Origin of the sequence: Rhizobacter sp. (assembly GCF_031412495.1) — a bacterium.
GTDB lineage: Bacteria > Pseudomonadota > Gammaproteobacteria > Burkholderiales > Burkholderiaceae_C > Schlegelella_A.
Window position 1 is genome coordinate 1 of the sequence record NZ_JANODC010000196.1, and the last position, 23837, is coordinate 23837.

25 protein-coding genes are annotated in these 23837 nt (G+C 70.8%); 14 read left to right on the forward strand and 11 right to left on the reverse strand.

Going from position 1 to position 23837, the window contains the following annotated elements:
- From AC30N0_RS07155 to urtE, 5 genes are all read left to right on the forward strand, one after another.
- The coding region (locus tag AC30N0_RS07155) for a transporter substrate-binding protein (protein ID WP_489517236.1) at positions 1 to 671 on the forward strand (671 nt) is incomplete at its 5' end.
- A 93-nt stretch (positions 672 to 764) separates the two neighbouring features.
- Positions 765 to 2345, forward strand: a complete 1581-nt coding sequence (gene urtB, locus AC30N0_RS07160) for an urea ABC transporter permease subunit UrtB (RefSeq protein ID WP_489517237.1) — start codon at positions 765 to 767, stop codon at positions 2343 to 2345.
- Positions 2346 to 2464: 119 nt separating this feature from the next.
- Positions 2465 to 3547, forward strand: a complete 1083-nt coding sequence (gene urtC / locus AC30N0_RS07165) for an urea ABC transporter permease subunit UrtC (protein ID WP_489517238.1) — start codon at positions 2465 to 2467, stop codon at positions 3545 to 3547.
- Entirely contained in the window at positions 3544 to 4437 is an 894-nt protein-coding gene (urtD, locus tag AC30N0_RS07170; RefSeq protein ID WP_489517239.1) for an urea ABC transporter ATP-binding protein UrtD, read from the forward strand. Before urtC ends, urtD begins: the two co-directional genes overlap by 4 nt.
- 4 nt (positions 4438 to 4441) lie before the next feature.
- A complete protein-coding gene (gene urtE, locus AC30N0_RS07175; protein WP_489517264.1) occupies positions 4442 to 5158 on the forward strand; it encodes an urea ABC transporter ATP-binding subunit UrtE in 717 nt (238 codons plus the stop codon).
- Positions 5159 to 5161: 3 nt separating this feature from the next.
- On the opposite strand, the gene AC30N0_RS07180 is transcribed toward urtE, so the two are convergent.
- On the reverse strand, positions 5162 to 5449 hold the full coding sequence (locus AC30N0_RS07180; protein WP_489517240.1) for a DUF6496 domain-containing protein: 288 nt from the start codon (positions 5447 to 5449) through the stop codon (positions 5162 to 5164).
- Between the two features lie 127 nt (positions 5450 to 5576).
- Here AC30N0_RS07180 and AC30N0_RS07185 point away from each other — a divergent pair, with 127 nt between their 5' ends.
- Positions 5577 to 6251 carry a glutathione S-transferase family protein gene (locus tag AC30N0_RS07185; protein ID WP_489517241.1) on the forward strand — a complete coding sequence of 225 codons (675 nt, stop codon included), beginning with the start codon at positions 5577 to 5579 and terminating at the stop codon, positions 6249 to 6251.
- 4 nt (positions 6252 to 6255) lie between these two features.
- Here AC30N0_RS07185 and AC30N0_RS07190 read toward each other — a convergent pair whose 3' ends face one another.
- Complete coding sequence (locus AC30N0_RS07190) at positions 6256 to 7341, reverse strand: hypothetical protein (RefSeq protein WP_489517242.1); 1086 nt, start codon at positions 7339 to 7341, stop codon at positions 6256 to 6258.
- A gap of 178 nt (positions 7342 to 7519) precedes the next feature.
- Between AC30N0_RS07190 and AC30N0_RS07195 the strand changes: the two genes are divergently transcribed.
- Positions 7520 to 8485, forward strand: a complete 966-nt coding sequence (locus tag AC30N0_RS07195) for a magnesium and cobalt transport protein CorA (RefSeq protein ID WP_489517243.1) — start codon at positions 7520 to 7522, stop codon at positions 8483 to 8485.
- A 33-nt stretch (positions 8486 to 8518) separates the two neighbouring features.
- Here AC30N0_RS07195 and AC30N0_RS07200 read toward each other — a convergent pair whose 3' ends face one another.
- A complete protein-coding gene (locus tag AC30N0_RS07200; RefSeq protein ID WP_489517244.1) occupies positions 8519 to 9328 on the reverse strand; it encodes a hypothetical protein in 810 nt (269 codons plus the stop codon).
- A gap of 93 nt (positions 9329 to 9421) precedes the next feature.
- On the opposite strand from AC30N0_RS07200, the gene AC30N0_RS07205 reads away from it, so the two are divergent.
- Together AC30N0_RS07205 and AC30N0_RS07210 are read left to right on the forward strand one after the other, a co-directional pair.
- Positions 9422 to 10663, forward strand: coding sequence for a cytochrome P450 (locus AC30N0_RS07205; RefSeq protein WP_489517265.1), 1242 nt, complete (start codon positions 9422 to 9424; stop codon positions 10661 to 10663).
- Between the two features lie 12 nt (positions 10664 to 10675).
- Positions 10676 to 12250, forward strand: a complete 1575-nt coding sequence (locus AC30N0_RS07210) for an MFS transporter (RefSeq protein WP_489517245.1) — start codon at positions 10676 to 10678, stop codon at positions 12248 to 12250.
- A gap of 3 nt (positions 12251 to 12253) precedes the next feature.
- Here AC30N0_RS07210 and asd read toward each other — a convergent pair whose 3' ends face one another.
- Entirely contained in the window at positions 12254 to 13117 is an 864-nt protein-coding gene (gene asd, locus AC30N0_RS07215; RefSeq protein WP_489517246.1) for an archaetidylserine decarboxylase, read from the reverse strand.
- 96 nt (positions 13118 to 13213) lie between these two features.
- On the opposite strand from asd, the gene AC30N0_RS07220 reads away from it, so the two are divergent.
- Genes AC30N0_RS07220 through AC30N0_RS07240 form a run of 5 tightly spaced genes read left to right on the forward strand, consistent with a single transcriptional unit; the run spans position 13214 to position 16469 of the window.
- Entirely contained in the window at positions 13214 to 13783 is a 570-nt protein-coding gene (locus AC30N0_RS07220) for a DNA-3-methyladenine glycosylase (RefSeq protein ID WP_489517247.1), read from the forward strand.
- A gap of 10 nt (positions 13784 to 13793) precedes the next feature.
- Entirely contained in the window at positions 13794 to 14180 is a 387-nt protein-coding gene (locus AC30N0_RS07225; RefSeq protein ID WP_489517248.1) for a hypothetical protein, read from the forward strand.
- On the forward strand, positions 14180 to 14425 hold the full coding sequence (locus AC30N0_RS07230) for a hypothetical protein (RefSeq protein ID WP_489517249.1): 246 nt from the start codon (positions 14180 to 14182) through the stop codon (positions 14423 to 14425). The genes AC30N0_RS07225 and AC30N0_RS07230 overlap by 1 nt, the downstream gene beginning before the upstream one ends.
- A 23-nt stretch (positions 14426 to 14448) precedes the next feature.
- Positions 14449 to 15684, forward strand: coding sequence for an FAD-dependent oxidoreductase (locus AC30N0_RS07235; protein WP_489517266.1), 1236 nt, complete (start codon positions 14449 to 14451; stop codon positions 15682 to 15684).
- Positions 15681 to 16469 carry a transglutaminase domain-containing protein gene (locus tag AC30N0_RS07240; RefSeq protein WP_489517250.1) on the forward strand — a complete coding sequence of 263 codons (789 nt, stop codon included), beginning with the start codon at positions 15681 to 15683 and terminating at the stop codon, positions 16467 to 16469. Before AC30N0_RS07235 ends, AC30N0_RS07240 begins: the two co-directional genes overlap by 4 nt.
- A gap of 28 nt (positions 16470 to 16497) precedes the next feature.
- Here AC30N0_RS07240 and AC30N0_RS07245 read toward each other — a convergent pair whose 3' ends face one another.
- From AC30N0_RS07245 to AC30N0_RS07275, 7 genes are all read right to left on the reverse strand, one after another.
- Positions 16498 to 17034: a deaminase gene (locus AC30N0_RS07245; RefSeq protein WP_489517251.1), complete on the reverse strand. Its 537-nt coding sequence runs from the start codon at positions 17032 to 17034 to the stop codon at positions 16498 to 16500.
- Positions 17031 to 17807: an ABC transporter permease gene (locus AC30N0_RS07250; protein ID WP_489517252.1), complete on the reverse strand. Its 777-nt coding sequence runs from the start codon at positions 17805 to 17807 to the stop codon at positions 17031 to 17033. Before AC30N0_RS07250 ends, AC30N0_RS07245 begins: the two co-directional genes overlap by 4 nt.
- Positions 17804 to 18619 (reverse strand): ABC transporter ATP-binding protein, encoded by an 816-nt coding sequence (locus tag AC30N0_RS07255; protein WP_489517253.1) that lies wholly within the window; start codon positions 18617 to 18619, stop codon positions 17804 to 17806. The genes AC30N0_RS07250 and AC30N0_RS07255 overlap by 4 nt, the downstream gene beginning before the upstream one ends.
- On the reverse strand, positions 18616 to 19659 hold the full coding sequence (locus AC30N0_RS07260) for an ABC transporter substrate-binding protein (RefSeq protein WP_489517254.1): 1044 nt from the start codon (positions 19657 to 19659) through the stop codon (positions 18616 to 18618). The genes AC30N0_RS07255 and AC30N0_RS07260 overlap by 4 nt, the downstream gene beginning before the upstream one ends.
- A 116-nt stretch (positions 19660 to 19775) precedes the next feature.
- Complete coding sequence (locus AC30N0_RS07265; RefSeq protein ID WP_489517255.1) at positions 19776 to 21038, reverse strand: M20 family metallopeptidase; 1263 nt, start codon at positions 21036 to 21038, stop codon at positions 19776 to 19778.
- The gene (gene uraD, locus AC30N0_RS07270; RefSeq protein ID WP_489517256.1) at positions 21035 to 22855 is read right to left on the reverse strand and encodes a 2-oxo-4-hydroxy-4-carboxy-5-ureidoimidazoline decarboxylase; all 1821 of its coding nucleotides are present in this window, start codon (positions 22853 to 22855) and stop codon (positions 21035 to 21037) included. The genes AC30N0_RS07265 and uraD overlap by 4 nt, the downstream gene beginning before the upstream one ends.
- A 4-nt stretch (positions 22856 to 22859) precedes the next feature.
- A complete protein-coding gene (locus AC30N0_RS07275; RefSeq protein ID WP_489517257.1) occupies positions 22860 to 23834 on the reverse strand; it encodes a Bug family tripartite tricarboxylate transporter substrate binding protein in 975 nt (324 codons plus the stop codon).
- Positions 23835 to 23837 lie beyond the last annotated feature (3 nt).

Sequence of the window (23837 nt, forward strand, 5' to 3'; positions counted from 1 at the left end):
GCGACATCGACGAGAAGTACACGCCGTTCGGCCACAGCGACTACCAGACCATCGTCGCCGACGTCAAGAAGTTCTCGGCCGGCGGCAAGACCGCGGTGATCTCGACCATCAACGGCGACTCGAACGTGCCGTTCTACAAGGAGCTCGGCAACCAGGGCCTGAAGGCCACCGACGTGCCCGTCGTCGCCTTCTCGGTCGGCGAGGAAGAGCTGCGCGGCGTCGACACCAAGCCGCTCGTCGGCCACCTGGCGGCATGGAACTACTTCATGTCGATCAAGAACCCGGCCAACGACGCCTTCAAGAAGCAGTGGGCCGACTACGCCAAGGCGAAGAAGCTCCCGGGCGCCGACAAGCCGCTGACCAACGACCCGATGGAGGCCACCTACATCGGCATCCACATGTGGAAGCAGGCGGTCGAGAAGGCGAAGAGCACGGACACCGACAAGGTCATCGCCGCGATGGCCGGCCAGACCTTCAAGGCGCCGGGCGGCTTCACGGCGACCATGGACGCCAAGAACCACCACCTGCACAAGCCGGTCTTCATCGGCGAGGTCAAGGCCGACGGCCAGTTCAACGTCGTGTGGAAGACGCCGGGTCCGGTCAAGGCCAAGCCGTGGAGCCCGTACATCGAGGGCAACGACAAGAAGAAGGACGAGCCCGAGAAGAAGTGACGTTCGGAGGCGCCTCGCGCCTTCGAACGTCATCCTGAGCGAAGCGAAGGATCTCGAGCGCTGCCGATGATGGGATCCTTCGCTTTGCTCAGGATGACAAGGACGTGGGCTGTCGGCCTGGCGTGCTGGCTGCTCGCGCAGGCGTCCTTCGCCCTCACGGTCGAGCAGGTGCGCGGCATGGCGATCGGCGACAACGACGCGCGTGCCGCGGCCATCGCCGCCGCAGCGGCGAGCGGCGATCCGGCCGTGCCCGCGTTCTTCCGCGACCTGCTCGAAGGCAAGGTCAGGGTGGCCGGCGAGGCGGTGTTCGTCGTCGACGGCGAGAAGGCCCGCGACGCCGCCACCGGCGCCGCCGCGGTGCTCCCGGCCGAGGCCGAGGAAGTCGTCAACAGCAACCGCCTGCGCCGCGAGATCGAGGGCGCCATCGCGGCGCTGAAGCTCTTCTCGCCCGACGCGAAGGAGCGGGTGCTCGCCCTGCGCGAGCTGAAGGACCAGACCGACGAGGCGAAGCTGCCCCTCGTCGAGAAGGCCTACCAGGCCGAGACCGACGCGTCGCTCAAGGCGCAGATCGGTTTGCTGCGCGCAGCCATCCTCGTCTCGACGGCCGACCGCGGCAAGCGCCTCGAAGCGGCCCGGCTGCTCGGCGCCAGCCGCGAGCCGAGCGTCAAGACCCTCCTGCTCGAGCGCCTGAAGCCCGGCGTCGAGCCCGACGACGAAGTGCGCGGCCAGCTGCAGCTCGCCCTCGGCAACCTCGAGTCGCGCCTGGCCTGGGGCGAGCGCCTCGGCGTGCTGCTGACCGGCGTCAGCCTGGGCTCGATCCTGCTGCTCGTCGCCCTCGGCCTGGCCATCACCTACGGCCTGATGGGCGTCATCAACATGGCGCACGGCGAGCTGATGATGATCGGCGCCTACGCGACCTACGTCGTGCAGAACGTCTTCCGGGCCTGGTTCCCCGGCATGTTCGACGCCTACGTGCTGGTCGCGATCCCCGTCTCGTTCCTCGCCGCCGCACTGGTCGGTGCCGGCCTCGAGCGCAGCATCATCCGCTGGCTCTACGGCCGCCCGCTGGAGACGCTGCTCGCCACCTGGGGCATCAGCCTGGTCCTGCAGCAGGCCGTGCGCTCGCTGTTCGGGGCGCAGAACGTGCCGGTCGAGAACCCCTCGTGGCTGTCCGGCGGCATCGAGGCGATGAGCAACCTGACGCTGCCCTTCAACCGGATCGCCATCGTCGCCTTCGCTGCGCTCGTCCTCCTCGCCGTGGCGCTGCTCATCGCCCGCACGCGGCTCGGCCTCTTCGTTCGCGGCGTCACGCAGAACCGGAAGATGGCCGCCTGCATGGGCGTGAACACCGCGCGCATCGACACCTACGCCTTCGCCCTCGGCTCCGGCATCGCCGGGCTCGCCGGCTGCGCCTTGTCGCAGGTCGGCAACGTCGGGCCGGACCTCGGCCAGTCCTACATCGTCGATTCGTTCATGGTCGTGGTGCTGGGCGGGGTCGGCCAGCTCGCCGGCACCGTCTACGCCGCGCTCGGCCTGGGCATCCTCAACAAGCTGCTCGAAGGCTGGCAGGGCGCGGTGCTCGCCAAGATCATGGTCCTGGTCTTCATCGTCATCTTCATCCAGAAGCGGCCGCAGGGCATCTTCGCGATGAAGGGCCGGAGCGCCGAGGCATGAGCGCGGTGCTGGGCGGGCCGCCCCTTCGTCATCCTGAGCGAAGCGAAGGATCTCGCGCGGCCGACGAGGAGATCCTTCGCTCCTCTCAGGATGAGAAATCGGGGCGGCGTCGGCTGGGCGTGGTCCTTGCCCTGCTCGTCGTGACCGTCCTCGTCCCGGTCCTCAACCTCGCCGTGCCGGCGACGAGCGCCTTCCATCTCTCCGACTACGGCGTGCAGCTGATCGCCAAGATCATGTGCTACGCCATCTGTGCCCTGGCCATGGACCTCATCTGGGGCTACACCGGCATCCTTTCGCTCGGCCACGGCGTCTTCTTCGCCCTCGGCGGCTACGCCATGGGCATGTACCTGATGCGGCAGATCGGCCGCGACGGCAACTACCGCTCCGAGCTGCCCGACTTCATGGTCTTCCTCGACTGGAAGGCCTTGCCCTGGCACTGGGCGCTCTCGGATTCGTTCATCGCCACGCTGGCGCTCGTCGTCCTGGTGCCCGGACTGCTCGCCTTCGTGTTCGGCTTCTTCGCCTTCAGATCGCGGATCAAGGGCGTCTACTTCTCGATCATCACGCAGGCGATGACCTTCGCGACGATGCTGCTCTTCTTCCGCAACGAGACCGGCTTCGGCGGCAACAACGGCTTCACCGACTTCAAGCGGATCCTCGGCATGCCCATCGCCACGCCGACGATGCGGATGGCGCTGTTCGTGCTGACCGGCTGCGTCCTCGTCGGCTTCTTCCTGCTCGCCCGATGGCTCGTGAGCAGCAAGTTCGGCCGCGTCCTGCAGGCCATCCGCGACGCCGAGTCGCGCGTCATGTTCACCGGCTACGACCCGCTGCGCTACAAGCTCGCCATCTGGGTGATCTCGGCGGTGATGTGCGGCATCGCCGGGGCGCTTTTCGTGCCGCAGGTCGGCATCATCAACCCGGGCGAGATGTCGCCGGCGGCCTCGATCGAGATCGCCATCTGGGCCGCGGTGGGCGGCCGCGGCACGCTGGTCGGGCCGATCGTCGGCGCCTTCTTCGTCAACGGGGCGAAGAGCTGGTTCACCCAGGTCTTCCCCGAGTTCTGGCTCTATGTCCTGGGCGCGATGTTCATTGCGGTCACGCTGTTCCTGCCGAACGGCATCGTCGGCCTGGTGCGCGGCCCCAACGGCGCACTGGCCCGCCTGCGCCGGGCCCGCGGCCGGGAAGAGGCGACGCGATGACGCCCGACCTGATGCGGGCCGGTGCGAAGGCGCGACGCGCCGCAGCGAGCCGCGCCGCCACGGCCGGGGCCGGCCGCTCGGGCGGCCGCGAGACGAGCTATGCGAGCGTCGGCCACCCCGGCCAGCTCGACGTCCGCCATGGCGCCATCCTCTACCTCGACGACATCACCGTCAGCTTCGACGGCTTCAAGGCCCTGAACGCGCTGTCGCTCAGCATCGACACCGGCGAGCTGCGCTGCATCATCGGACCGAACGGCGCCGGCAAGACGACGATGATGGACGTCATCACCGGCAAGACCCGGCCCGACGCGGGCAAGGCCTTCTTCGGCTCGACGATCGACCTCCTGCGCATGCGCGAGAACGAGATCGCCTCGGCCGGCGTCGGCCGCAAGTTCCAGAAGCCCACCGTGTTCGAGCACCTGTCGGTGTTCGAGAACCTCGAGCTGGCCTTGAAGGCCGACCGCGGCGTGCGCGCCTCGATGCTGTTCCGGCTGTCGGGCGCGCAGCTCGACCGCATCGGCGAGACGCTGACGCTGATCCACCTGAAGGCCGAGGCGCAGCGCACCGCCGGGCTGCTCTCGCACGGGCAGAAGCAGTGGCTGGAGATCGGCATGCTGCTGATCCAGGACCCGAAGCTGCTCCTCCTCGACGAGCCGGTCGCCGGCATGACCGACGAGGAGACCGAGCGCACCGCCGAGCTCTTCCTCTCGCTCGAAGGCAGCCACTCGCTGGTCGTCGTCGAGCACGACATGAAGTTCATCCACGCCCTCACGCATGCCAATCCGGCCAAGAAGGTGACCGTCCTGCATGAGGGCAGCGTCCTGGCCGAAGGATCGCTGGCTCAGGTGCAGGCCGACGAGAAGGTGGTCGAGGTGTACCTTGGCCGCTGACCGGCTGCTGGCCGTGGCCGGCATCGACCAGTACTACGGTGGCTCGCACATCCTGCGCAACCTCTCCTTCGAAGCGCACGCGGGCGAGGTGACCGTGGTGCTCGGCCGCAACGGCGTCGGCAAGACGACGCTGCTGAAGAGCCTCATGGGCGTGGTGCCGGTGCGCTCGGGCAGCGTCACCTTCGCCGGCGCCGACATCACCCGCTCGACGCCCTACGAGCGGGCCCGCCGCGGCATCGGCTACGTGCCGCAGGGCCGGGAGATCTTCGGCCGGCTCACGGTCAAGGAAAACCTGGAGATGGGCCTGGCCTACAAGCCGGGCAGCACCCCGTTGCCCGACGAGCTGTTCGAGCTGTTCCCGGTGCTGAAGGCGATGCTGCACCGGCGCGGCGGCGACCTGTCCGGCGGGCAGCAGCAGCAGCTCGCGATCGCCCGCGCCCTGGCCGCGGCGCCGAGCCTGCTCGTGCTCGACGAGCCCACCGAAGGCATCCAGCCTTCGATCATCAAGGACATCGGCCGCGTCATTCGCCGCCTCGCCGACAGGGGCCTGACGGTGGGCGGGCAGGCGAAGCGGATGGCGATCGTCCTGGTCGAGCAGTACTACGACTTCGCCGCCGAGCTCGCCGACCGCTACATCGTCATGGAGCGTGGCGAGATCGTGCACCGCGGCCGGGGCGCCGACATGGCCGCCGACGGCGTGCGCCGGATGATGTCGATCTAGCGGCTAGCCCGACTTCTTCGCGGCTGCCCTCTTGGCCGGCGTCTTCTTCGCCGCGGTCTTCTTCGCCGCGGTCTTCCTAACCGGCGTCTTCTTCGCTGCGGACTTCTTCGCAGCCGTCTTCTTCGCCGGCACCTTGCCGCCTTCGCGACGCGCCTCCGCCAAGCCGATCGCGATCGCCTGCTTGCGGCTCGTCACCTTCTTGCCCGAGCCGCCGCTCCTGAGCGAGCCGCGCTTGCGCTCGTGCATCGCTTCCTCGACCTTGTCCGACGCCTTCTTGCCATACGTTGCCATGGTGTCCTCGTCTGCTTTTCGGAGGGATGGACGGCCCCGTGCCTGCACGGAGCCGGCGCGACTATAGAGCGCCCGGCCTGTGGGCGGCAGCCACAATCGAGGCACCGACACCCTGCAGCGGCCCGTCATGATCACCGTCCACCATCTCAACAACTCGCGCTCGCAGCGCGTCCTCTGGCTGCTCGAGGAGCTCGGCGTCACGTACGAGGTTCGCAAGTACCAGCGCGACGCGAAGACGATGCTGGCGCCGCCCGAGCTGCTGCTGGTGCACCCGCTGGGCAAGTCGCCGGTGATCACCGACGGCGACATCACCGTCGCCGAGACGGGCGCCATCGTCGAGTACCTGCTCGAGCGCTACGGCGCGGGCAGGCTGGTGCCGCCGGCCGGCACGCCGGAGCGGCGGCGCTTCCAGTACTGGCTCCACTTCGCCGAAGGCTCGGCGATGCCGCCGCTGCTGCTCAAGCTGATCTTCGACCGGATCGAGTCGGGGCCGATGCCGTTCTTCGTCAAGCCGATCGCCAGGGGCATCGCCCGCAAGGTGAAGGCGCTGACGATCGAGCCCAACCTCCGGCGGCACCTCGACTTCATGGAGGCCGAGCTCGGCCGCAGCGAATGGTTCGCCGGGCCCGAGTTCAGTGCCGCCGACATTCAGATGAGCTTTCCCGTGGAGGCGTCGGCGCAGCGGGCCGGACTGAACGCGAGCCGGCCGCGACTCATGGCATTCCTGAAGAAGATCCACGCCAGGCCGGCCTACCGCAAGGCGCTCGAGCGCGGCGGGCCCTACGTCTTCGCTGCCGACTGAGGGCTCAGCGCGACGACTGGTCGGGGTCGGAACGCGCCGCCTGGCGCAGCGGGAGCGTCGGCGCCGACGCGGGCGGATCGAGAACCGCCAGCATCGGGCTCTTCATCGCCGCGGCGTAGCCGATGACGGTGCGCGCCGGATCGAACGGCAGCTTGTTGCGCGGGTCGGCGCCGCGTGCCATCAGGAACAGGACCATGTCGCGCTGCGTCGCAGCGTCGGCCAGAAAGCCCGGCAGCAGGACGCGTTGCAGGGGCACCCAGGCGAGCTGCCCGCCGCGCGACGGAGGCGCGAGGCTGGCCAGTCGCGGCACCCGGTACAGCCACCACTCGAGCGCGCTCCAGTGGCTCGTGCGCAGGGCTTCCTCGAAGCCGCTGGTCAGCGTCCCGTCGTAGGCATCGAGCGCCGCCTCGGGGAGATGGCCCGCGACCTCGAGCTCCCGTCCGAAGCGGCCGACGAGCAGGTCCGGGTGCAGTGCACCGAGCGGGCTGAACGACAGCGTTCCCGGCTGCAGCGCGCCCTTGTCGAGCCACCGGGTCAGCACGGCGTCGAGCCCCGCGGCCCGCGCGGCGGGACAGCCGAGCATGCGGAACACGTCGTGGCGGACGGCGCGCGGGTCGGTTTCGGCGAGCACGGTGAAGGCGCGCAGCGTGGCCGCCGACGCGACGCCGAAATCCGGGCAGGCGTCCGCCTGGGCGAGCTCGACGAGGGGGGAGCGGGAGCAGCGCTCGGGTCGCGCGCCCTTGTCGAGCAGCTCCGGCAGCGCCGGCCACAGTCGCGGGTCCCTGGTCGCGATGGCAAGCGGGCAGTCCTGCAGCCCGGTGCTGGCCAGGTCGATCGCGCGGATGCTTCCCGGCACGAACTCGCAGCGCGGGTTGACGGCGCGCTGGACGCTGTTCAGGAGGACGCAGGGGGTGGGGTCGTTCTCGGTCAGCTTGCCGTGGACGTGCTTGGCGATCTCCCACGAGATACTGGTGTCGGTGGCGATCCCTGCCGCTGTGAGCAGCAGGCCGGCCGTCGAGCAGCCGCCGAGCAGGGCCGCTCCGACCAGCGTGGCGGCGAGCAGGCGGACGAGGCGGTGGAGGGGGCTCATGGCGGGGCAGCCGGCGCGCGCAACGCACCGCTCACGGCAGTGCGCACGACGGGGGACGGTCATCTTATCGACGGGCACCCGTAGCCGTCTGTGAACTAACGCCCGAAGCGGCACCGGGGCGTAACACGATGTGCGCGGGCCGCACCTCGGCGCCGGTCTCGATCCCTAAAATCGATCGATGCTCATCAACTGCGTGGCCTACGAGAACGGCCGGAAGCTGGCGGAGTGCCCGGTCGAGGACATCAGCGAGTACCTGGCCCGGCCCGACTGCTTCGTCTGGGTCGCCCTCAAGGACGCCACGCCCGAGGAGCTGGCGACCATGCAGCACGAGTTCGGGCTGCACGAGCTGGCGGTGGAAGACGCGCGGCACGGCCACCAGCGTCCGAAGATCGAGGAGTACGGCGAGACGCTCTTCGCCGTCCTGCACACGGTGGCGCTGGCGGCCGAGGAGATCACGGTCGGCGAGCTCAACATCTTCGTCGGCCCCAACTTCGTGCTGTCGGTGCGCAACGGCATGCTGGAAGGCTTCCTCGGCGTGCGCGCACGCGCCGAGCGGGAGCCGCAGCTGCTGCGGCACGGCTCGGCCTTCGTCTTCTACGCGCTGATGGACGCCGTCGTCGACCGCTACTTCCCCATCATCGACGCCCTCGAGATCGAGCTTGAGGCCATCGAGTCGGGCATCTTCGAGCCCGGGCTCGGCCGCACGAACATCCAGCGTCTCTACGTGCTCAAGCAGAAGATCGGCACCGTCAAGCACGCCGTATCGCCGCTGCTGGAGGGCGTCGCCAGGCTGGTGAGCGGCCGGGTGCCGCAGGTCTGCGCCGGCAATCGCGAGTATTTCCGCGACGTCTTCGATCACCTGACCCGCTGCAACGCCTCGCTGGATGCGTTGCGCGACACGATCGGCACCGCGATCCAGGTCAACCTCTCGATCGTCACGATCGAGGAGTCGGAGATCACCAAGCGCCTCGCGGCGTGGGCCGGGATCTTCGCCGTGGCGACCGCCTTCGCCGGCATCTGGGGCATGAACTTCGAGGCCATGCCCGAGCTGAAGCTGAAGTGGGGCTACCCGGCGGCGCTGGCCATCATCGCCGGCGCCTGCGGTTTCGTCTGGTGGCGCTTCAAGCGGGCCCGCTGGCTCTAGGCACAGCGGGCGACCCGCTCGGCTGCGGCGCGCTCAGCGCGCCGCCGAGGCGACGATCGTCTGCCAGGGGCGCGTCTCGGGCAGCACGTAGATGATGCCGCCGGCCTGCGCGAAGGCCGGCTGGGCCACGCTCCTGAAGAACTCGTGCGGCAGGTTGATGCAGCCGTAGGAGATCCGGTGTTCGGCGGGGATCGGCGAGGCCAGGCGTTCGAGCCGGCGCTCCTCGGCGACGAGGGCGCGCACGCTGTGCATCGAGACGGCGGCGTCGTAGTCGACCCAGATCACCTCCTCGCCGGTCGTGTTCTGGCCCGGCGCGGCGACGAAGCGCCCCGCCGGCGTGGTGCGCTCGTGCGGGCGGACCTGATCGATCGGCCGCGTGCCGATGCCGGGGACCGTGTCGTCGCCGACGGCCAGACCGACGAGCGCCGGCGCCTTGCCGACGAGCCGTCCCTCGGGCCCGAACACGTAAACCGCCGGGTTCGATTTGTCGACGATGGCAAAGGTGCGCTGGCCATGGTCCCGGTTGGCCACGACCCAGTCGGCCAGCTCGCGGACGCTGGCCGGTGCCGCCGTGGCGCCGAAGTCGGCACGGGTGGCGGCGACGGAAACGGGCGAAGCGCCGGCCACCGCCGATTCGCCGCGTCCCGGCGTGCCAGCGTAGAAGCCCAGCGCACCGCAGAGCCCGACCACGCCGACGATGGCGGCCCCACCGGCCAGGCGCTTCCAGAGCGGCGCCGCGGCCGCCGCGTGGGCGGGACGGCCTGCGCGATCGGCGCTCGGCGCGGGCCCGCCTGGAGGAGGGTCGGGCGGCGGTGCGGCGGAGGTGTCGTCCAGGTCGGCCACGGCGTCTCGAAAAGTCCGGAACTCTCCTCGCGTGGCAAACGGCGGGCCTCGACCGCGAGCCCGCCCGCCCTCGGCCACCGGGCTCGCCCTAGACTGGCGCCCGTGTCAGCCGCTCCCGCCGACGTCGCCGCCCGCTTCGACCTCAAGCGCCTGCCCGACGCCTTCTACGACGACCCGTTCCCGACCTACCGGGCCCTGCGCGAGCACGAGCCGGTCAGGCGCATGCCGGACGGCAGCGTCTTCCTCACCCGCTACGCCGACGTCGTCGCCGTCTACAAGGACGTCGCCACCTTCAGCTCCGACAAGCGCGAGGAGTTCTTCCCGAAGTACGGGGCGACGCCGCTGTACGAGCACCACACCACGAGCCTCGTCTTCAACGACCCGCCGCTGCACACGCGGGTGCGCCGCCTGATCGCGGGGGCGCTCACGCCGAAGCACATCGCGGCCATGGAAGCGCGCCTGGTCGAGCGCGTCGACCACCTTCTCGACGCGATGGCCGCGTGCGGGGCCGGCGCCGAGATCGACCTGATCGAGAGCTTCGCCAGCGCCATCCCGGTTGAGGTGATCGGCAACCTGCTCGACGTGCCCGTCGCCGAGCGGGCGCCGCTGCGCGACTGGTCGCTGGCCATCCTCGGCGCGCTCGAGCCGGCGCTGACCCCGGCCCAGCACGACGCCGGCAATGCCGCGGTCACCGCCTTCCTCGCCTACCTCGAGGGGCTCGTCGGGCGCCGCCGCGCTGCGCCCGGCGACCCCGAGCTCGACGTGCTGACCCGCCTCATCGAGGGCGAGGCCGGCGGCGAGAAGCTGTCCGCGCGGGAGCTGCTGCACAACTGCATCTTCCTTCTCAACGCCGGCCACGAGACGACGACCAACCTGATCGGCAACGGCCTCAAGTGCCTGCTCGACGCACCGGCCGAGAAGGAGCGCCTGCGCGACGACCCGGCGCTTCTGCGCACGGCGGTCGAGGAGTTCCTGCGCATAGAGAGCTCGAACCAGCTCGGCAACCGGATCACGACCACGGCCACCGCGATCGGCGGCGTCGCGCTGGCGCCGCGGACGCAGGTGACGCTGTGCATCGGCGCGGCCAACCGCGACCCGGCGCAGTTCCCCGACCCCGACCGGCTCGACATCGGTCGTACGCCGAACCGGCACGTCGCCTTCGGCTCCGGCATCCACCAGTGCGTCGGCATGGGCCTGGCACGCCTCGAAGGGCGGGTCGCGATGCACCGCTTCCTCGAGCGCTTTCCGCGCTACGAGCTCGCGGGAGCAGCGGTGCGGGCCCGGCGGGTGCGCTTTCGCGGCCACGTGCGCCTGCCGTGCCGCCTGTATGGATGACGGGATGACTGCATGAAGCTGAGCGCTGCGAGCGTCGCCCCGGTTCTCGCCGACCGGCGCCATTTCTGGGCCTTCGCCGGCGGCTGCCTGGCGGTGACGCTGGGCGTGGCCCTGCACCTGCCGATGTTCTGGATGGGCAGGGACAACGGCTTCCGGCTCGCCGACATGCCCATCGATGCCGAGATGATCTGGGGCATGGCCCTCATCGTCGCCGGCATCGTCGTGGCCGGCTACGGGCTCCTGCCGAGAAGGCCGGTCGCCGGAGCGGCGGCCGAGCCCGAGCTGACGGTCAGCGCGCCCGAGGACGCGCCGCTCGGCCCGGCGCACTGGCGCCTGATGGTCGTCCTCACGGTCGCCCTGGTCATCGACGTGATGAAGCCGGCCAGCCTCGGTTTCGTCGTTCCCGGCATGCGCACCGAGTACGCGGTCTCGGCCGCGGTGGTCGCCTGGCTCCCGTTCTCGGCCCTGTGCGGCACGGTCGTGGGCTCGGTGCTCTGGGGCTGGCTCGCCGACCTGTACGGACGCCGCGCCTCGATCCTGCTGTCGGCGGTGATCTTCGTCGGCACCTCGATCTGCGGCTCGATGCCGATGCTGGAATGGAACGTCGGCATGTGCTTCCTGATGGGTGCGGCGGCGGGCGGCATGCTGCCGGTCACCTACGCGCTTCTCGCCGAGACGATGCCGTCCAAGCAGCGCGGCTGGGCGCTCGTGCTCGTCGGCGGCCTGGGCGCCGTCGGCGGTTACCTCGCCGCGAGCGCGCTCGCCGCCTGGCTGCTGCCGCACTTCGGCTGGCGCATCCTCTGGTTCCTGAACCTGCCGACCGGTCTGGTCCTCGTCTTCCTCTGCGCCTACATCCCCGAGTCGCCGAAGTTCCTGATGGCCCTCGGCCGGGTCGCCGAAGCGCACGCGGTGCTGCGCAGCTTCGGCTGCACGGTGAGCGAGGGCGCTGCGGTCGCCGTGGAGAAGGCCGGGCCGGCGTTCGGCGCGGCACTCGACCTGGGTCCGCGCACCTGGGCGCTCAGCATCGCCGCCGTCGCCTGGGGCCTGATCAACTTCGGCCTGCTCCTGTGGATGCCGGCGCACCTGGTCGCCAAGGGCTACAGCATGGCCCTGTCGAGCAGCCTGCTCGCCGCCTCGGCGCTGATCGCCGTGCCGACGGTCTTCGTCGCCGCCTGGATCTACAGCGCCTGGAGCAGCAAGGGCGCGCTCGCCGCCTCGATCGCGCTCACCGGCGCCGGCCTGCTCGGCCTCGTCCACCTCGAGTGGGCGTCGCCGGCCGATGCCAGCCCGGTCCTGCCGGTCGCGGTGCTGATCATCGGCGTCAACGGGCTGATCGCGATGCTCCTGCCGTACGCCGCCGAGAGCTACCCGCTGCGCATCCGCGGCCGGGCCACCGGCTGGATCGCCGCGTGCACCAAGGCCGGTGGGCTGGCGGCGCAGTTCCTCAGCCTGCTCGGGCTCGTGCCCGGGCTCGGCTGGGCCGCCGTGCTCGTCCTCGTGCCGATCGTGCTGTCGCTCGGGCTGGTGCTGCGGCACGGTCCGGAGACTCGCGGCACCGACCTGCGCGAGCTGGAAGAGCCTGCCTAGCGCCTAGGTGGCGGCGCGCGCCGGCAGCCGGGCCATGGCCTCGCCGAGGCGGACCGGGCCGCCCGGCGCCCAGGCCGGGTTGAAGGCCAGGTCGCTGCGCGGGAACAGCAGCACCACGGTCGAGCCGAGCATGAAGCGGCCCATCTCCTCGCCCTGCTTCAGGCGGATGCTGCCGTCGCCGTAGTGCCACTCGCGCACGCGCGAGACGCGGGAGGCGTTGACCGGCCCGTGCCACACCGTGGCCATGCTGCCGACGATGGTCGCGCCGACGAGGGTGAGGACGAAGCTGCCCAGGCCGGGCGAGTCGAAGACGCAGACGACGCGCTCGTTGCGGGCGAAGAGCCCGGGGACGCCGCGGGCGGTCACCGGGTTGACCGAGAACAGCGCGCCGGGCACGTGGATCATCCGCGTCAGCGTGCCGTCGCACGGCATGTGGATGCGGTGGTAGTCCTTCGGGCTCAGGTAGAGCGTCGCGAAGCTGCCGTCGTGGAAGCGCTGCGCCAGGTCGACGTCGCCGCCGACCAGCGCCGTGGTCGAGTAGCGGTGGCCCTTGGCCTGGACGATCTGGTCGCGCTCGATGCGACCGAACTGGCTGATCGTCCCGTCGACCGGGCAGATCAGGTCTGCCTCGGCGATCGGCCGCGCCCCCGGCTTGAGCGCGCGCGTGAAGAAGTCGTTGAAGCTGGCGTAGGACGCGATGTCCGAGACCGCCGCCTCGCTCATGTCGACGCCGTACTTGGCCACGAACCAGCGCACCAGCCGCGTCGTCGTCGCGCCGCGCTCGCGCGAGGCGACGCGGCCGGCGAACGCCGTCAGGCCGCGCTTGGGCAACAGGTATTGGGGCAGGACCTTGCGGCGGTCGGACACGTTCGGGTGGCGTCGGCGAAGGGGCGGATTCTATCGGCGGACCGGGTCGCCCGATCCTCGCGCCGCCGCCGCGACGCGCTCTCGTATCCTCGATCGATGCAACTCGACTTCGACGCCCCGCCGGCCGAGGTGGCGCGCGCCCTGATCGGCGCCAGCGTCTTCGTCGACGGGGTCGGCGGCACCATCGTCGAGACCGAAGCCTACGATCAGTCCGACCCGGCGTCGCACAGTTTCGCCGGGCACACCGCACGCAACGCCGCCATGTTCGGCCCGCCTGGCCGCGCCTACGTCTACCGGTCCTACGGGATCCACTGGTGCCTGAACTTCGTCTGCATGCCGGCCGGGCACGGCGCCGGCGTCCTGCTGCGCGCGCTCGAGCCGAGCGCCGGCATCGAGCGCATGCGCGAGCGGCGCGGACCGGTCGCCGATAGCCTGCTCTGCGCCGGGCCGGGGCGGCTCTGCCAGGCGCTCGGCGTGACCCGCGAGCTCGACGGCTGCCGCCTCGATCGCAAGCCGTTCCAAGTCATCGCCTGCGCGGACGCGTCGGTCGAGGTGGTCGAGGGCCCGCGCATCGGCATCAGCAAGTCGCGCGACGTGCCCTGGCGTTTCGCGCTGGCCGGCTCGCGCCACCTCAGCAAGCCGCTGGCCGGCGGCCACCGAGGGTGACAATCCAGGCATGAGGCCGCACCGGTTCGCCGCGATCGCCCTGGCCCTGCTCGCCGGCTGCAGCAGCATGCCGGAGCTCGCCGATCCGGCATCCGACGCGCCCGTGCGGCGCCGGCCGCTCGCGCATCGCCCGGCGAGCGAGTTCGGAACCTACGCCGAGGCGCTGCAGACCTGGCGAACGCCGGCCGACGTGAACGCATGGATCGAGGCGCGATTCGAGTACAGCCTGGCGCGCGCCATGATCCTGTCGGAGACGCAGCGCAGCCGCAGCGGGACGCTGCCGTCCCGCCGGCGGACGCGTTCTACGCCGCGCCGAGCGGGGTCTGCGTCGACCTCGCCCGCTTCGCCGTCGACACCCTGGGGCGCATCGCGCCCGACACGGCGCCGTCGTTCCTGATGATCGAGTTCGCCCCGGTCACCGTCGCCGGCAACACGCTGCGCCGGCACTGGCTGGCGAGCTACCGCCAGGACGGCAAGCGCTGGTTCTTCGCCGACTCGAAGCGGCCGGGGCACATCGCCGGACCCTACGAGACCACCGCCGATTTCATCGCCGACTACGCCGCCTACCGCGGCCGCCCGGTCGTCGCCTTCCGCGAGCTCGCCACGCACGAGCGCCGGCTCCGCACGGCGGCCAGGCGCTAGGCGCGCGAGGAGCAGCCGTGACGATGCCGAACGAGCGCACCGTGACCACGCAGTGCTGCATCGCCGGAGGCGGGCCGGCGGGGATGATGCTCGGCTTCCTGCTCGCCCGTGCCGGTGTCCGGACGGTGGTGCTCGAGAAGCACGGCGACTTCCTGCGCGACTTCCGCGGCGACACCGTCCATCCGTCGACCCTGCGCGTGATCGACGAGCTCGGCCTGCTCGACGCCTTCCTGACTCTGCCGCACCAGAAGCTGCGCCGCATCGGCGGCCTGTTCGGCGACCGGGCGTTGCGGCTCGCCGACTTCAGCGGCCTGCCCGAGCGCTACGCCTTCATCGCCTTCATGCCGCAGTGGGACTTCCTCGACTTCCTTGCCGATGCCGGCCGGCCGCTGCCGCAGCTCACGGTGCGCATGCGCGCCTCGGTCGAGGCGCTGATCGAGGAAGGCGGCCGCGTCGTCGGCGTCCGCGGCAGTGACGACGACGGCCCGTTCGAGGTGCGCGCACCGCTCACCGTCGGCTGCGATGGCCGTCACTCGACCGTGCGCCAGGCCGCCGGGCTGCCGCTGGAAGACGTCGGGGCGCCGATCGACGTGATGTGGTTTCGCGTCGCCCGCGATCCCGACGACTTCGACGACACGCTGGCCCGTATCACGCCCGGTCGGCTCGTCGTGACCATCGACCGCGGCGACTACTGGCAGTGCGCCTTCGTCATCGCCAAGGGCGGCGCCGACGCCCTGCGCGCACGCGGGCTCGACGCCTTCCGCGCCGACGTGGCCCAGGCCGCGCCCATCCTCGCCGCGCACATCGGCGACATCGCCTCTTGGGAGGACGTCAAGCTCCTCTCGGTGCGCGTCGACCGGCTGACGCGCTGGTCGACGCCGGGCCTGCTCTGCATCGGCGACGCCGCCCACGCGATGTCCCCGGTCGGCGGCGTCGGCATCAACCTTGCCATCCAGGACGCCGTGGCGACGGCGAACGCCCTGGCCGTGAAGCTGCGCGACGGCCGCGTCGAGGACGACGACCTGGACCTCGTCCGCCGGCGTCGCCTCTTTCCGACCCGCGCGACCCAGGCCTTGCAGGTGCAGATCCAGAGCAACGTGCTGGCACCGGTCGTCAGCGGCGAGGACGCCGGGCTCGAGGTGCCGATCCCGCTGCGCGTGCTGACCGCGCTGCCGGCCCTGCAGCGGCTCTTCGCGCGCGTGCTCGGGCTCGGCTTCCGGTCGGAGCACGTCGACTCGCCGGAGGAAACGACGAGATGAAGCTTCACGTCGGTTGCGAGATCACGGTGCGCACGCCGTCGCAGTGCCCCATCGTGGCGATGCTGCGCCCGCGCAGCGGCCTGGCGCAGTGGCTATCGAGCGAGACCTACATCTTCGACCCCTGGCTGCCGACGACCGAGCATGTCGACCCCTTCGGCAATCTTTGCCAGCGCATGGTCGTTCCCGCCGGCGACACGCGGATCCGGGTCGAAGCGACGGTGGAGACCGAAGCCGAGCTCGCAGTGGCGCCGCAGGCCGGCTGGATCCCGGTGCAACAGCTGCCCGACGACACCCTGCAGTACCTCCTGCCGAGCCGCTACTGTCCGTCCGACACGCTCGAATCGGAGGCCTGGGCGATCGTCGGCAACGCGACGCCAGGCTACGACCAGGTCGAGGCGATCCGGGCCTGGATCAAGGCCAACGTCGAGTACCGCTACGGCGTTAGCGACTCCAGCACCGATGCCGCCGACACGCTGGCCGGCCGGTCCGGCGTCTGCCGCGACTTCGCCCACGTCGGCATCGCGCTGGTGCGCAGCCTCAAGATCCCGGCCCGGATGGTCGTGGGCTACCTGCTCGGGCTCGAGCCGATGGACCTGCACGCCTGGTTCGAGGCGTGGGTCGGCGGGCGCTGGTACACCTTCGATGCGACCCAGGCCGAGCCGCGCGGCGGCCGCGTCGTCCTCGCCTACGGGCGCGACGCCGCCGACGTGGCGTTCATCTCGAACTACGGCGCGCTCGAGACGGTGCAGATGCGCGTCTGGGCCGACCTGGCGCTGCCCCCCTGAGCCGGGCGCGCGCAGCCGCGCGCGACGCTCAGCGGGCGCGCCAGTAGCGCCGGTGCAGGGCGGCGATCGGCTCGGCGAGCTCGCGCACCGGGCCGATCACGCGGACGTCCTTCTGGCCGCGCGCGAACACGTGCCGGCAGGGCAGGTCGAGGGTCGGGTTCTCGGCATGGTTGCCGGTGAGCGAGAGCAGCGTCTTCTCCTCGATGCCGAAGACGGTGCGGCCGATGTGCGCCCAGTACTGCGTGCCGGCGCACATGGCGCAGGGCTCGACCGTCGTCACCAGAGTGCAGGCCCACAGCTGCGCCGGCGGAAAGCGCTCGGCGGCGCGCCGTGCCAGCACCGCCTCGGCATGGTTGACGCTGTCGACGTTGCCCTGCTCGAGCAGCACCGTTTCGTGGTCGGCGGCCATGAGCAGCGCGCCGAACGGGTGGTGCCCGGCCTGCATGGCCCGGCCGGCCAGGGCCTGGGCTCGCTCGAGCATCGCCAGCACCTGGGCCGGCGTCGGCTCGACGCGGTCGGCGCTGGCCGGTGGGGAAGAAGGGGGCGTCGTCAAGGTCGTGGTCATGCGGTGGAGCTGCGGTGCGCCCAGCCGGTGGTGCGGCGCTCGATCACCGCGAACAGCTCGTACATGACCATCGCCATGACGCCGATGACCACCAGCCCGGCGAACGCCAGGCCCATCTGCATCGACGAGCCGGCGGCCATCAGCAGGTAGCCGATGCCTTCGTTGGCTGCGCTCATCTCGGAGACGGTGGTGCCGACGAAGGCGAGCGTGATCGCGACCTTGAGCGAGGCGTAGAAGTAGGGCATCGAGCGCGGCAGGCCGACCTTGACGAGCACGTCCCAGCGCTTGGCGCCGAGCACGCGCAGCACGTCCTCGAGCTCGGGCTCGAGCGTGGCCAGGCCGGTCGCGATGTTGACGGTGATCGGGAAGAACGAGATCAGGAACGCAGTGAGCACCGCGGGCCCGACGCCGATGCCGAACCAGACCACGAGGATCGGCACGAAGGCCGCCTTCGGGATCGCGTTGAAGCCGGTCATCAGCGGGTACATCGCCGCATAGGCCATGCGCGAGCTGCCGATCAGGAAGCCCAGCATCGTGCCGACGACGATCGACAGGCCGAAGCCGACCATCGTCACCCAGAACGTCCGCCACGCGTGCATGGCGATGACGCCGCGGAACTCCCACAGCTGCTGGACGATGCGCGACGGGCTCGGGAAGATGAATTCCGAGACGGAGAAGCCGCGGCAGATCGCCTCCCACAGCACCAGCACGATCGCCAGCAGCAGCCAGGGCGCCCAGCGCTCGCGCCTTGCCCGCGCCGAGGCCGCCGTCATGGCGCGGCGACCGGAAGCACGGGCTTCCTGATCGCGCCGATGTGCTCGCGCAGCTCGTGGACGATGTCGGTGAATTCCTTGGTGTAGGTCAGCTCGAGCTCGCGCGGCCGCGGCAGCTCGATCTCGCGGCGGGCGACGATGCGGCCCGGGCTGCGGCTCATGACGTAGACGGTGTCGGCGAGGAAGGTCGCCTCGCGCAGGTCGTGCGTGACGAGGATGACGTTGAACCTGGCCGTGGCCTGCAGGTCGCGCAGGATGCACCAGAGGTCCTCGCGGGTGAACGCGTCGAGGGCGCCGAAGGGCTCGTCGAGGAGCAGCATCTTCGGCTCGTGGATGAGGGCGCGGCAGATCGACGCGCGCTGCTGCATGCCGCCGGAGAGCTCCCACGGGAACTTGTCCTCGTAGCCCCCCAGGCCCACGCTCTGCAGCAGGCGGCGCGCCTTCTCGACGTAGTCGGCGCGGCGCTGCTTGAACAGCGAGCGATGCGGCTCGACGATCTCGAGCGGCAGCAGCACGTTGTCCAGCGTCGTCCGCCACGGCAGCAGCGAGGAGGACTGGAATGCCATGCCGGTGATCTTGAGCGGGCCGGCGACCGGCTGGCCGTCGATGCGGATGCTGCCTTTCGACGCCATCTTCAGGCCCGTCGCCAGCTTCATGAAGGTCGACTTGCCGCAGCCCGAGGGGCCGACGATGGCGATGAACTCGCCGACCCCGACCTGCAGCGTGATGTCCTCGACGGCGTACCGCCCGGCGGCGAGCAGCTCGTCGTTGTAGGCCAGCCAGGCGCCGTCGAAGTCGACGAAGGCCGTCACTTCTTCATCGTGGCGAAGATGTTGCGCTCGCCCGCCGCGGGCAGGAAGTTGCCGTTCCAGACCGCCTCGGGCTTGATCCGATCCTTGGTCGCGAACGCGTCCGAGACCTGGCTGCTCATCAGGCTGAGACGCGGCGCGCTGATCGCTCCGAACCCTTCGGCGCGGGCGTCGGCGGTCAGCACGGTGGCGTCGAGGGCGAGCTTCAGGCGACGCAGCTCGAGCTCCTCGTTAATGATCCCGTCGCGCTGCTTGAGGATCGCGATTGCGCCCTTCGGGTCGGCGATCACGTCCTTCGTGCCCTTGGTGAAGGCGCGCAGGAAGGCCTTCACCGCCTCGGGGTTCTTCTTGAGGAACTCCTCGCCGACGATGATGGCGTTGCCGTACAGCTTCACGCCGTGGTCGGGGTAGGGAAGCACGACGACCTCGTCGGCCTTGACGCCGCGCGCCTCGATGTTGAGCAGCGAGGTGAAGGAAAAGCCCGTGATCGCGTCGACGTCGCCGCGCACCAGCATCGTCTCGCGCAGCGTCGGGTCCATCGCGGTCCAGTTGACGGCGCCGATCGAATTGGCCTTGGCGAAGATCGGCCAGGACTTGCGGCCGGCGTCGAAGACGGGGGCGCCGAGCTTCTTGCCGTTGAGGTCGGCAGGCGTCCGGATGCCCGACTTCTTGAGCGCCAGCACCGCCGCCGGCGTGTTGTTGTAGACCATCATCACCGCGATCGGCTTGCTCGGCGCCGTCGGGTTGTTGGCCTGGAACTCCATCAGCGCGGCCATGTCGGCGAAGCCCATGTCGTAGGCGCCCGAGGCGACGCGGGTCACCGTGCCGCCCGAGCCGTTGCCGGCGTCGACCGTCACGTTCAGCTTCTCGGCCTTGAAGTAGCCCTTGCTGACAGGCACGAGGAACAGCGCGCCCGGGCCCTCGAAGCGCCAGTCGAGCTGGAACTTGATCGGCGTCTCCTGCGCGTGGGCGGGCAGCGCGAACGCTCCGGCGAGGAGGGCAAGCGAGCCGAGCAGGGCGCGGCGGGGCAGGTTCAGGGGCATCGGGGACTCCGGGAAAAAACGAGGGAACCGCGGCAGCGGTGCATCGCGGGAGGGAATGCAAATTCTGTGCGCGAGTCGTGGCGTTTGTGCACCAAGATGAACCCGAAGTCCGCCGCTCAGGCGACCGGCTTTGGCGCAAGGAGGTCGAAAAGGGTGCGCGCCACCACTTTCGTCGCCCGGCGCAGGTCCTCGAGGACGAGATGCTCGTCGGCCCGCTTGGCGTTGGATTCGAGTACGGTACGCGGCCCGGCCCCGTAGATCGCGGCCGGCACGCCGGCTTCGCCGTACAGCCGCACGTCGGTGTAGAGCGGCGTCCCGGAGACGGGGACGGGCTCGCCCAGCACCGCCTCGCCGTGCCGCTGCAAGGCCGCCACCAGGGCGGCGTTGCCGGGCAGCGGCTGCAGCGCCCGGGCCAGCAGGATGCGCCGGACGACGACGCGGATTCCCGGCAGGCCGGCGGCGGTGCTGGCGATGAGCTCGCGCAGGGAAGCCTCGACCTCGGTCGGGTCCTCTTCCGGGATCATGCGCCGGTCGAGCTTGAAGACGACCTTGCCGGGGACGACGTTGGTGTTGGTGCCGCCCTCGATGCGGCCGACATTGAGGTACGGGTGGGTGATGCCCTCGACCCGCGAGCGGATGCCGCGATAGACATCGTTCTGCGCGTAGAGCGCGCTCAGGATCGCGACCGCGCCGTGAAGCGCGTCGACGCCGGTCGACGGGATCGCCGCGTGCGCCATCTTCCCGTGCACCGTCACCTCGAGCTGCAGGCAGCCGTTGTGCGCCGTGATCACCTGGTAGGAAAAGCCGGCGGCGATGACCAGGTCGGGCCGGGTCAGCCCATGCTTCAGGAGCCAGCCGGGCCCCAGCTCGCCGCCGAACTCCTCGTCGTAGGTGAAGTGCAGCTCGACGCCGCCGGCGAGCGGCGCGCCGAGCGACTCGAGGGCGCGCACGGCGAAGGCGTAGGTCGCGAAGTCGCTCTTGCTGACGGCGGCGGCGCGGCCGTACAGCCGGCCATCCACGAGGACGCCGCCGTACGGGTCGTGCGACCAGCCTTCGCCGGGCGGCACGACGTCGCCGTGCGCGTTGAGGGCGATGGTCGGCCCGGTCGCGTCGGCGGTGCCGTAGCGGCGGCGAACGATCAGGTTGGTGATGGAGGCGAGCCCCTGCGCCTCGACCTCGTGCTTCGGGACCGGGTGGGCCTCGACCGCGAAGTCGAAGGCGCGCAGCAGCTCCGCCGTGTGTTCGGCGTGCGCCGCGTTGTTCCCGGGCGGGGTGTCGGTCGGCACGCGCACGAGGGCCTGCAGGAAGCGCACCTCCTCGTCGAAGTGGGCATCGATCCAGGCGTCAAGCCGGTCATATGCGGCGCTGACGTCGCTCATGGCCGGGCCTCGCTCGCGAGCTGCTCGAGCACGTGGGCGAAGGCCTCGATCGCCAGCTGCATGTCGTCGGCCGTCGTCGACTCGAGCGGGTTGTGGCTGATGCCGGCGTTCTCGCCGCGCACGAAGAGCATCGCCTGCGGCATCGCGTCGCCCAGCTTCATCGCGTCGTGGCCGGCGCCGCTCGGCATCCGGTGCACCGGCAGGCCGGCGGCCTCGACGGCGCGCTCCCAGCGCGCCTGCCACTCGGGCGCCGAGGGCGATGCCGCGACGCGCATCGTCTCCTCGACCGAGGCGCTGACGCCGCGGCGGCGGCAGATTGCCTGCAGCTCGGCCAGGACGTCGGCGGTGCAGGCGTCGCGCACCGCGTCGGTGGTGGCGCGGATGTCGAGGCTGAAGCGGCAGCGGCCGGGGACGACGTTGATCGAGCCGCCGGGCACGTCGAGCATGCCCATCGTGCCGACCAGGTTCGGCGCTGCCGCGGCACGCTGCTCGAGAAAGAGCGCGAGCTCGGCCACGGCGACGGCGGCGTCGCGGCGGCTCGCCATCGGCGTCGTGCCGGCGTGGCTGGCCATGCCGCGCACCTCGCCCGAGGAACGGACGCTGCCGTTGATCGAGGTGACGACGCCGAGCGGCAGGCCCTTCTCGTTCAGCACCGGCCCCTGCTCGATGTGCACCTCGACGAAGCCCAGGTAGCGCGCCGGGTCGCGGCGCAGCGACGCGATCGCTTCCATCGTCGCCGGCAAGCCGGCCGCGCGCATCGCCTCGCGCATGCTGACGCCGTCGGCATCGCGCTGGTCGAGCCAGGCCGGGTCGAACTGGCCGACGAGCGCGCCCGAGGCGAGAAAGGCCGCCTTGAAGCGCTGCCCTTCCTCCTCGGCGAAGGCGACCAGCTCGATCGCGAAGGGCAGCCGCCGGCCGGCCCGGTGCAGCTCGCGCACGCAGACCATCGGCACCAGGATGCCGAGCCGGCCGTCGTACCGGCCGGCGTTGCGCACGGTGTCGAAATGGGAGCCGGTGAGCAGGGCCTTCGCGTCGTCGCGCGCTGCGCGGTAGACGCCGACCACGTTGCCGACCGCGTCGGTCGAGACCTCGTCGAAGCCGCAGGCGCGCATCCACTCGGTCAGCTGCGCGGCGCAGGCCCGGTGCGCCTCGGTCAGGTAGGTGACGGTGAGCTGCTCCTGCTCGCGGTAGCCGGGGTCGGAGTGCTCTGCGAGCCGCTCGGCCCAGTCCCAGACCTGGTGGCCCAGCACCGGCTCGTGGCCGAAGCGGTCGTCCAGGCGCAGCTCGGCGACGCGGTGCACGTTGCGCAGCGCCTCCTCGAACTCGAAGTCCGGGTGGTTCTCGAGTCGACGCTCGAAGGTCGCCATGATCTGCGCCTTGTCGAGCCCCGTGCCGCGCGGGCCGCGCACGGCCAGCATGAAGGGAAAGCCGAACTTGTCGTTGTAGGCGCGGTTGAGGCGCTGCAGGGTCTCGAACTCGTCGGGCGTGCACTGCGACAGGCCGGCCTTGCCTTGCTCGTGCGCCGACTCGCGCGTCAATGTCCTGGCCACCATCGCCTTGCCGGCGAGCTCGGGGTGCTGGCGCAGCAGGGCCAGCCGCTCCTCTCGGGTGGCCTCGGCGACGGTCGCCGCCAGCGCCCGCTTCAGGGCCGCGAGGCTGGCGAACGGGCGCCGCGCCCAGGCTCGCTCGGCCACCCACGGCGAGTGCTCGTAGGTGCCGCGCAGCAACTCGACGAACTCGGCCTGCGCGGCGGAGCCGAGCCGGCCGAGGCTGAGCCGCTCCGGCGGGCTCGATGGGGATGCGTCCAGCGTCGCCATGGGCTCAGAGCGTGACGCGCACGGTCCTGACGACCGGCGCGAGCGCGTTGACCTGGTTGCGGACGAAGCCGGTGAAGTCGGCCGGCGTGCCCGGCGTCGTGGTGACGCCGAGCTCGAGCAGGCGCTTCCTGATCTCCGGCTGGGCCAGCACCTCGTTGGTGGCGGCGTTCAGGCGCGTGACCAGATCGCCCGGCATCTTCGCCGGGCCGGACAGGCCGAAGAAGTTGTCGAGGACCAGCTTGCCGTGGCCGAACTCGCCCACGGTCGGCACGTCGGGCGCCAGCGGCGAGCGCTGCGCCGACGTCACCGCGAGGGGCCGGATCTGCCCCGTCTTGAAGAAAGGCACGAAGGCGGTGATGACATCGATGCCGACCGGGATCACGCCGGAGATCAGGTCGGTGGTCATGGGCGCGCCGCCGCGGTACGGCACGTGCGTCATCCTGATGCCCATGGCCCGGTTCATGAGCTCGCCGTAGATGTGGCCGATCGATGCCGGCCCGCCCGATCCGTACTGCATGGCCCCGCTCTTCTTGGCCGCGTTCTCTAGGTCGATGATGGTGTTGATGCCGGCGGCCGGGTTAGCCATCACCACGCACGGCGCCGAGCCGATGGAGGCGATGTGGGTGAAGTCGTTGATCGGGTCGTACGGTTGCTTCTCGAGCGCGAACGGCCCGATCGAGACCGGCGTCGAGTTCGACAGCATCAGGGTGTAGCCGTCGGGCGGCGACTGCGCGACGTTGCTGCCGCCGACGCTGCCGCCGGCGCCGGGCCGGTTGTCGACGATCACCGCCTGACCCAGCTTCCTGGCGAGCTGCTCGCCGATCACGCGCGCGACGATGTCGCTGGCGCCGCCGGCGGCGAAGGTCACGACGATGCGGATCGGTTTGTCGGGCCAGGCGCCCCATGCGGGGAAGGCGAGGGCGGCGGCGCCCGCGGCGCCGAGGCGAAGGCAGTGGCGGCGGTCGGGTTGGAAGGCCATGGT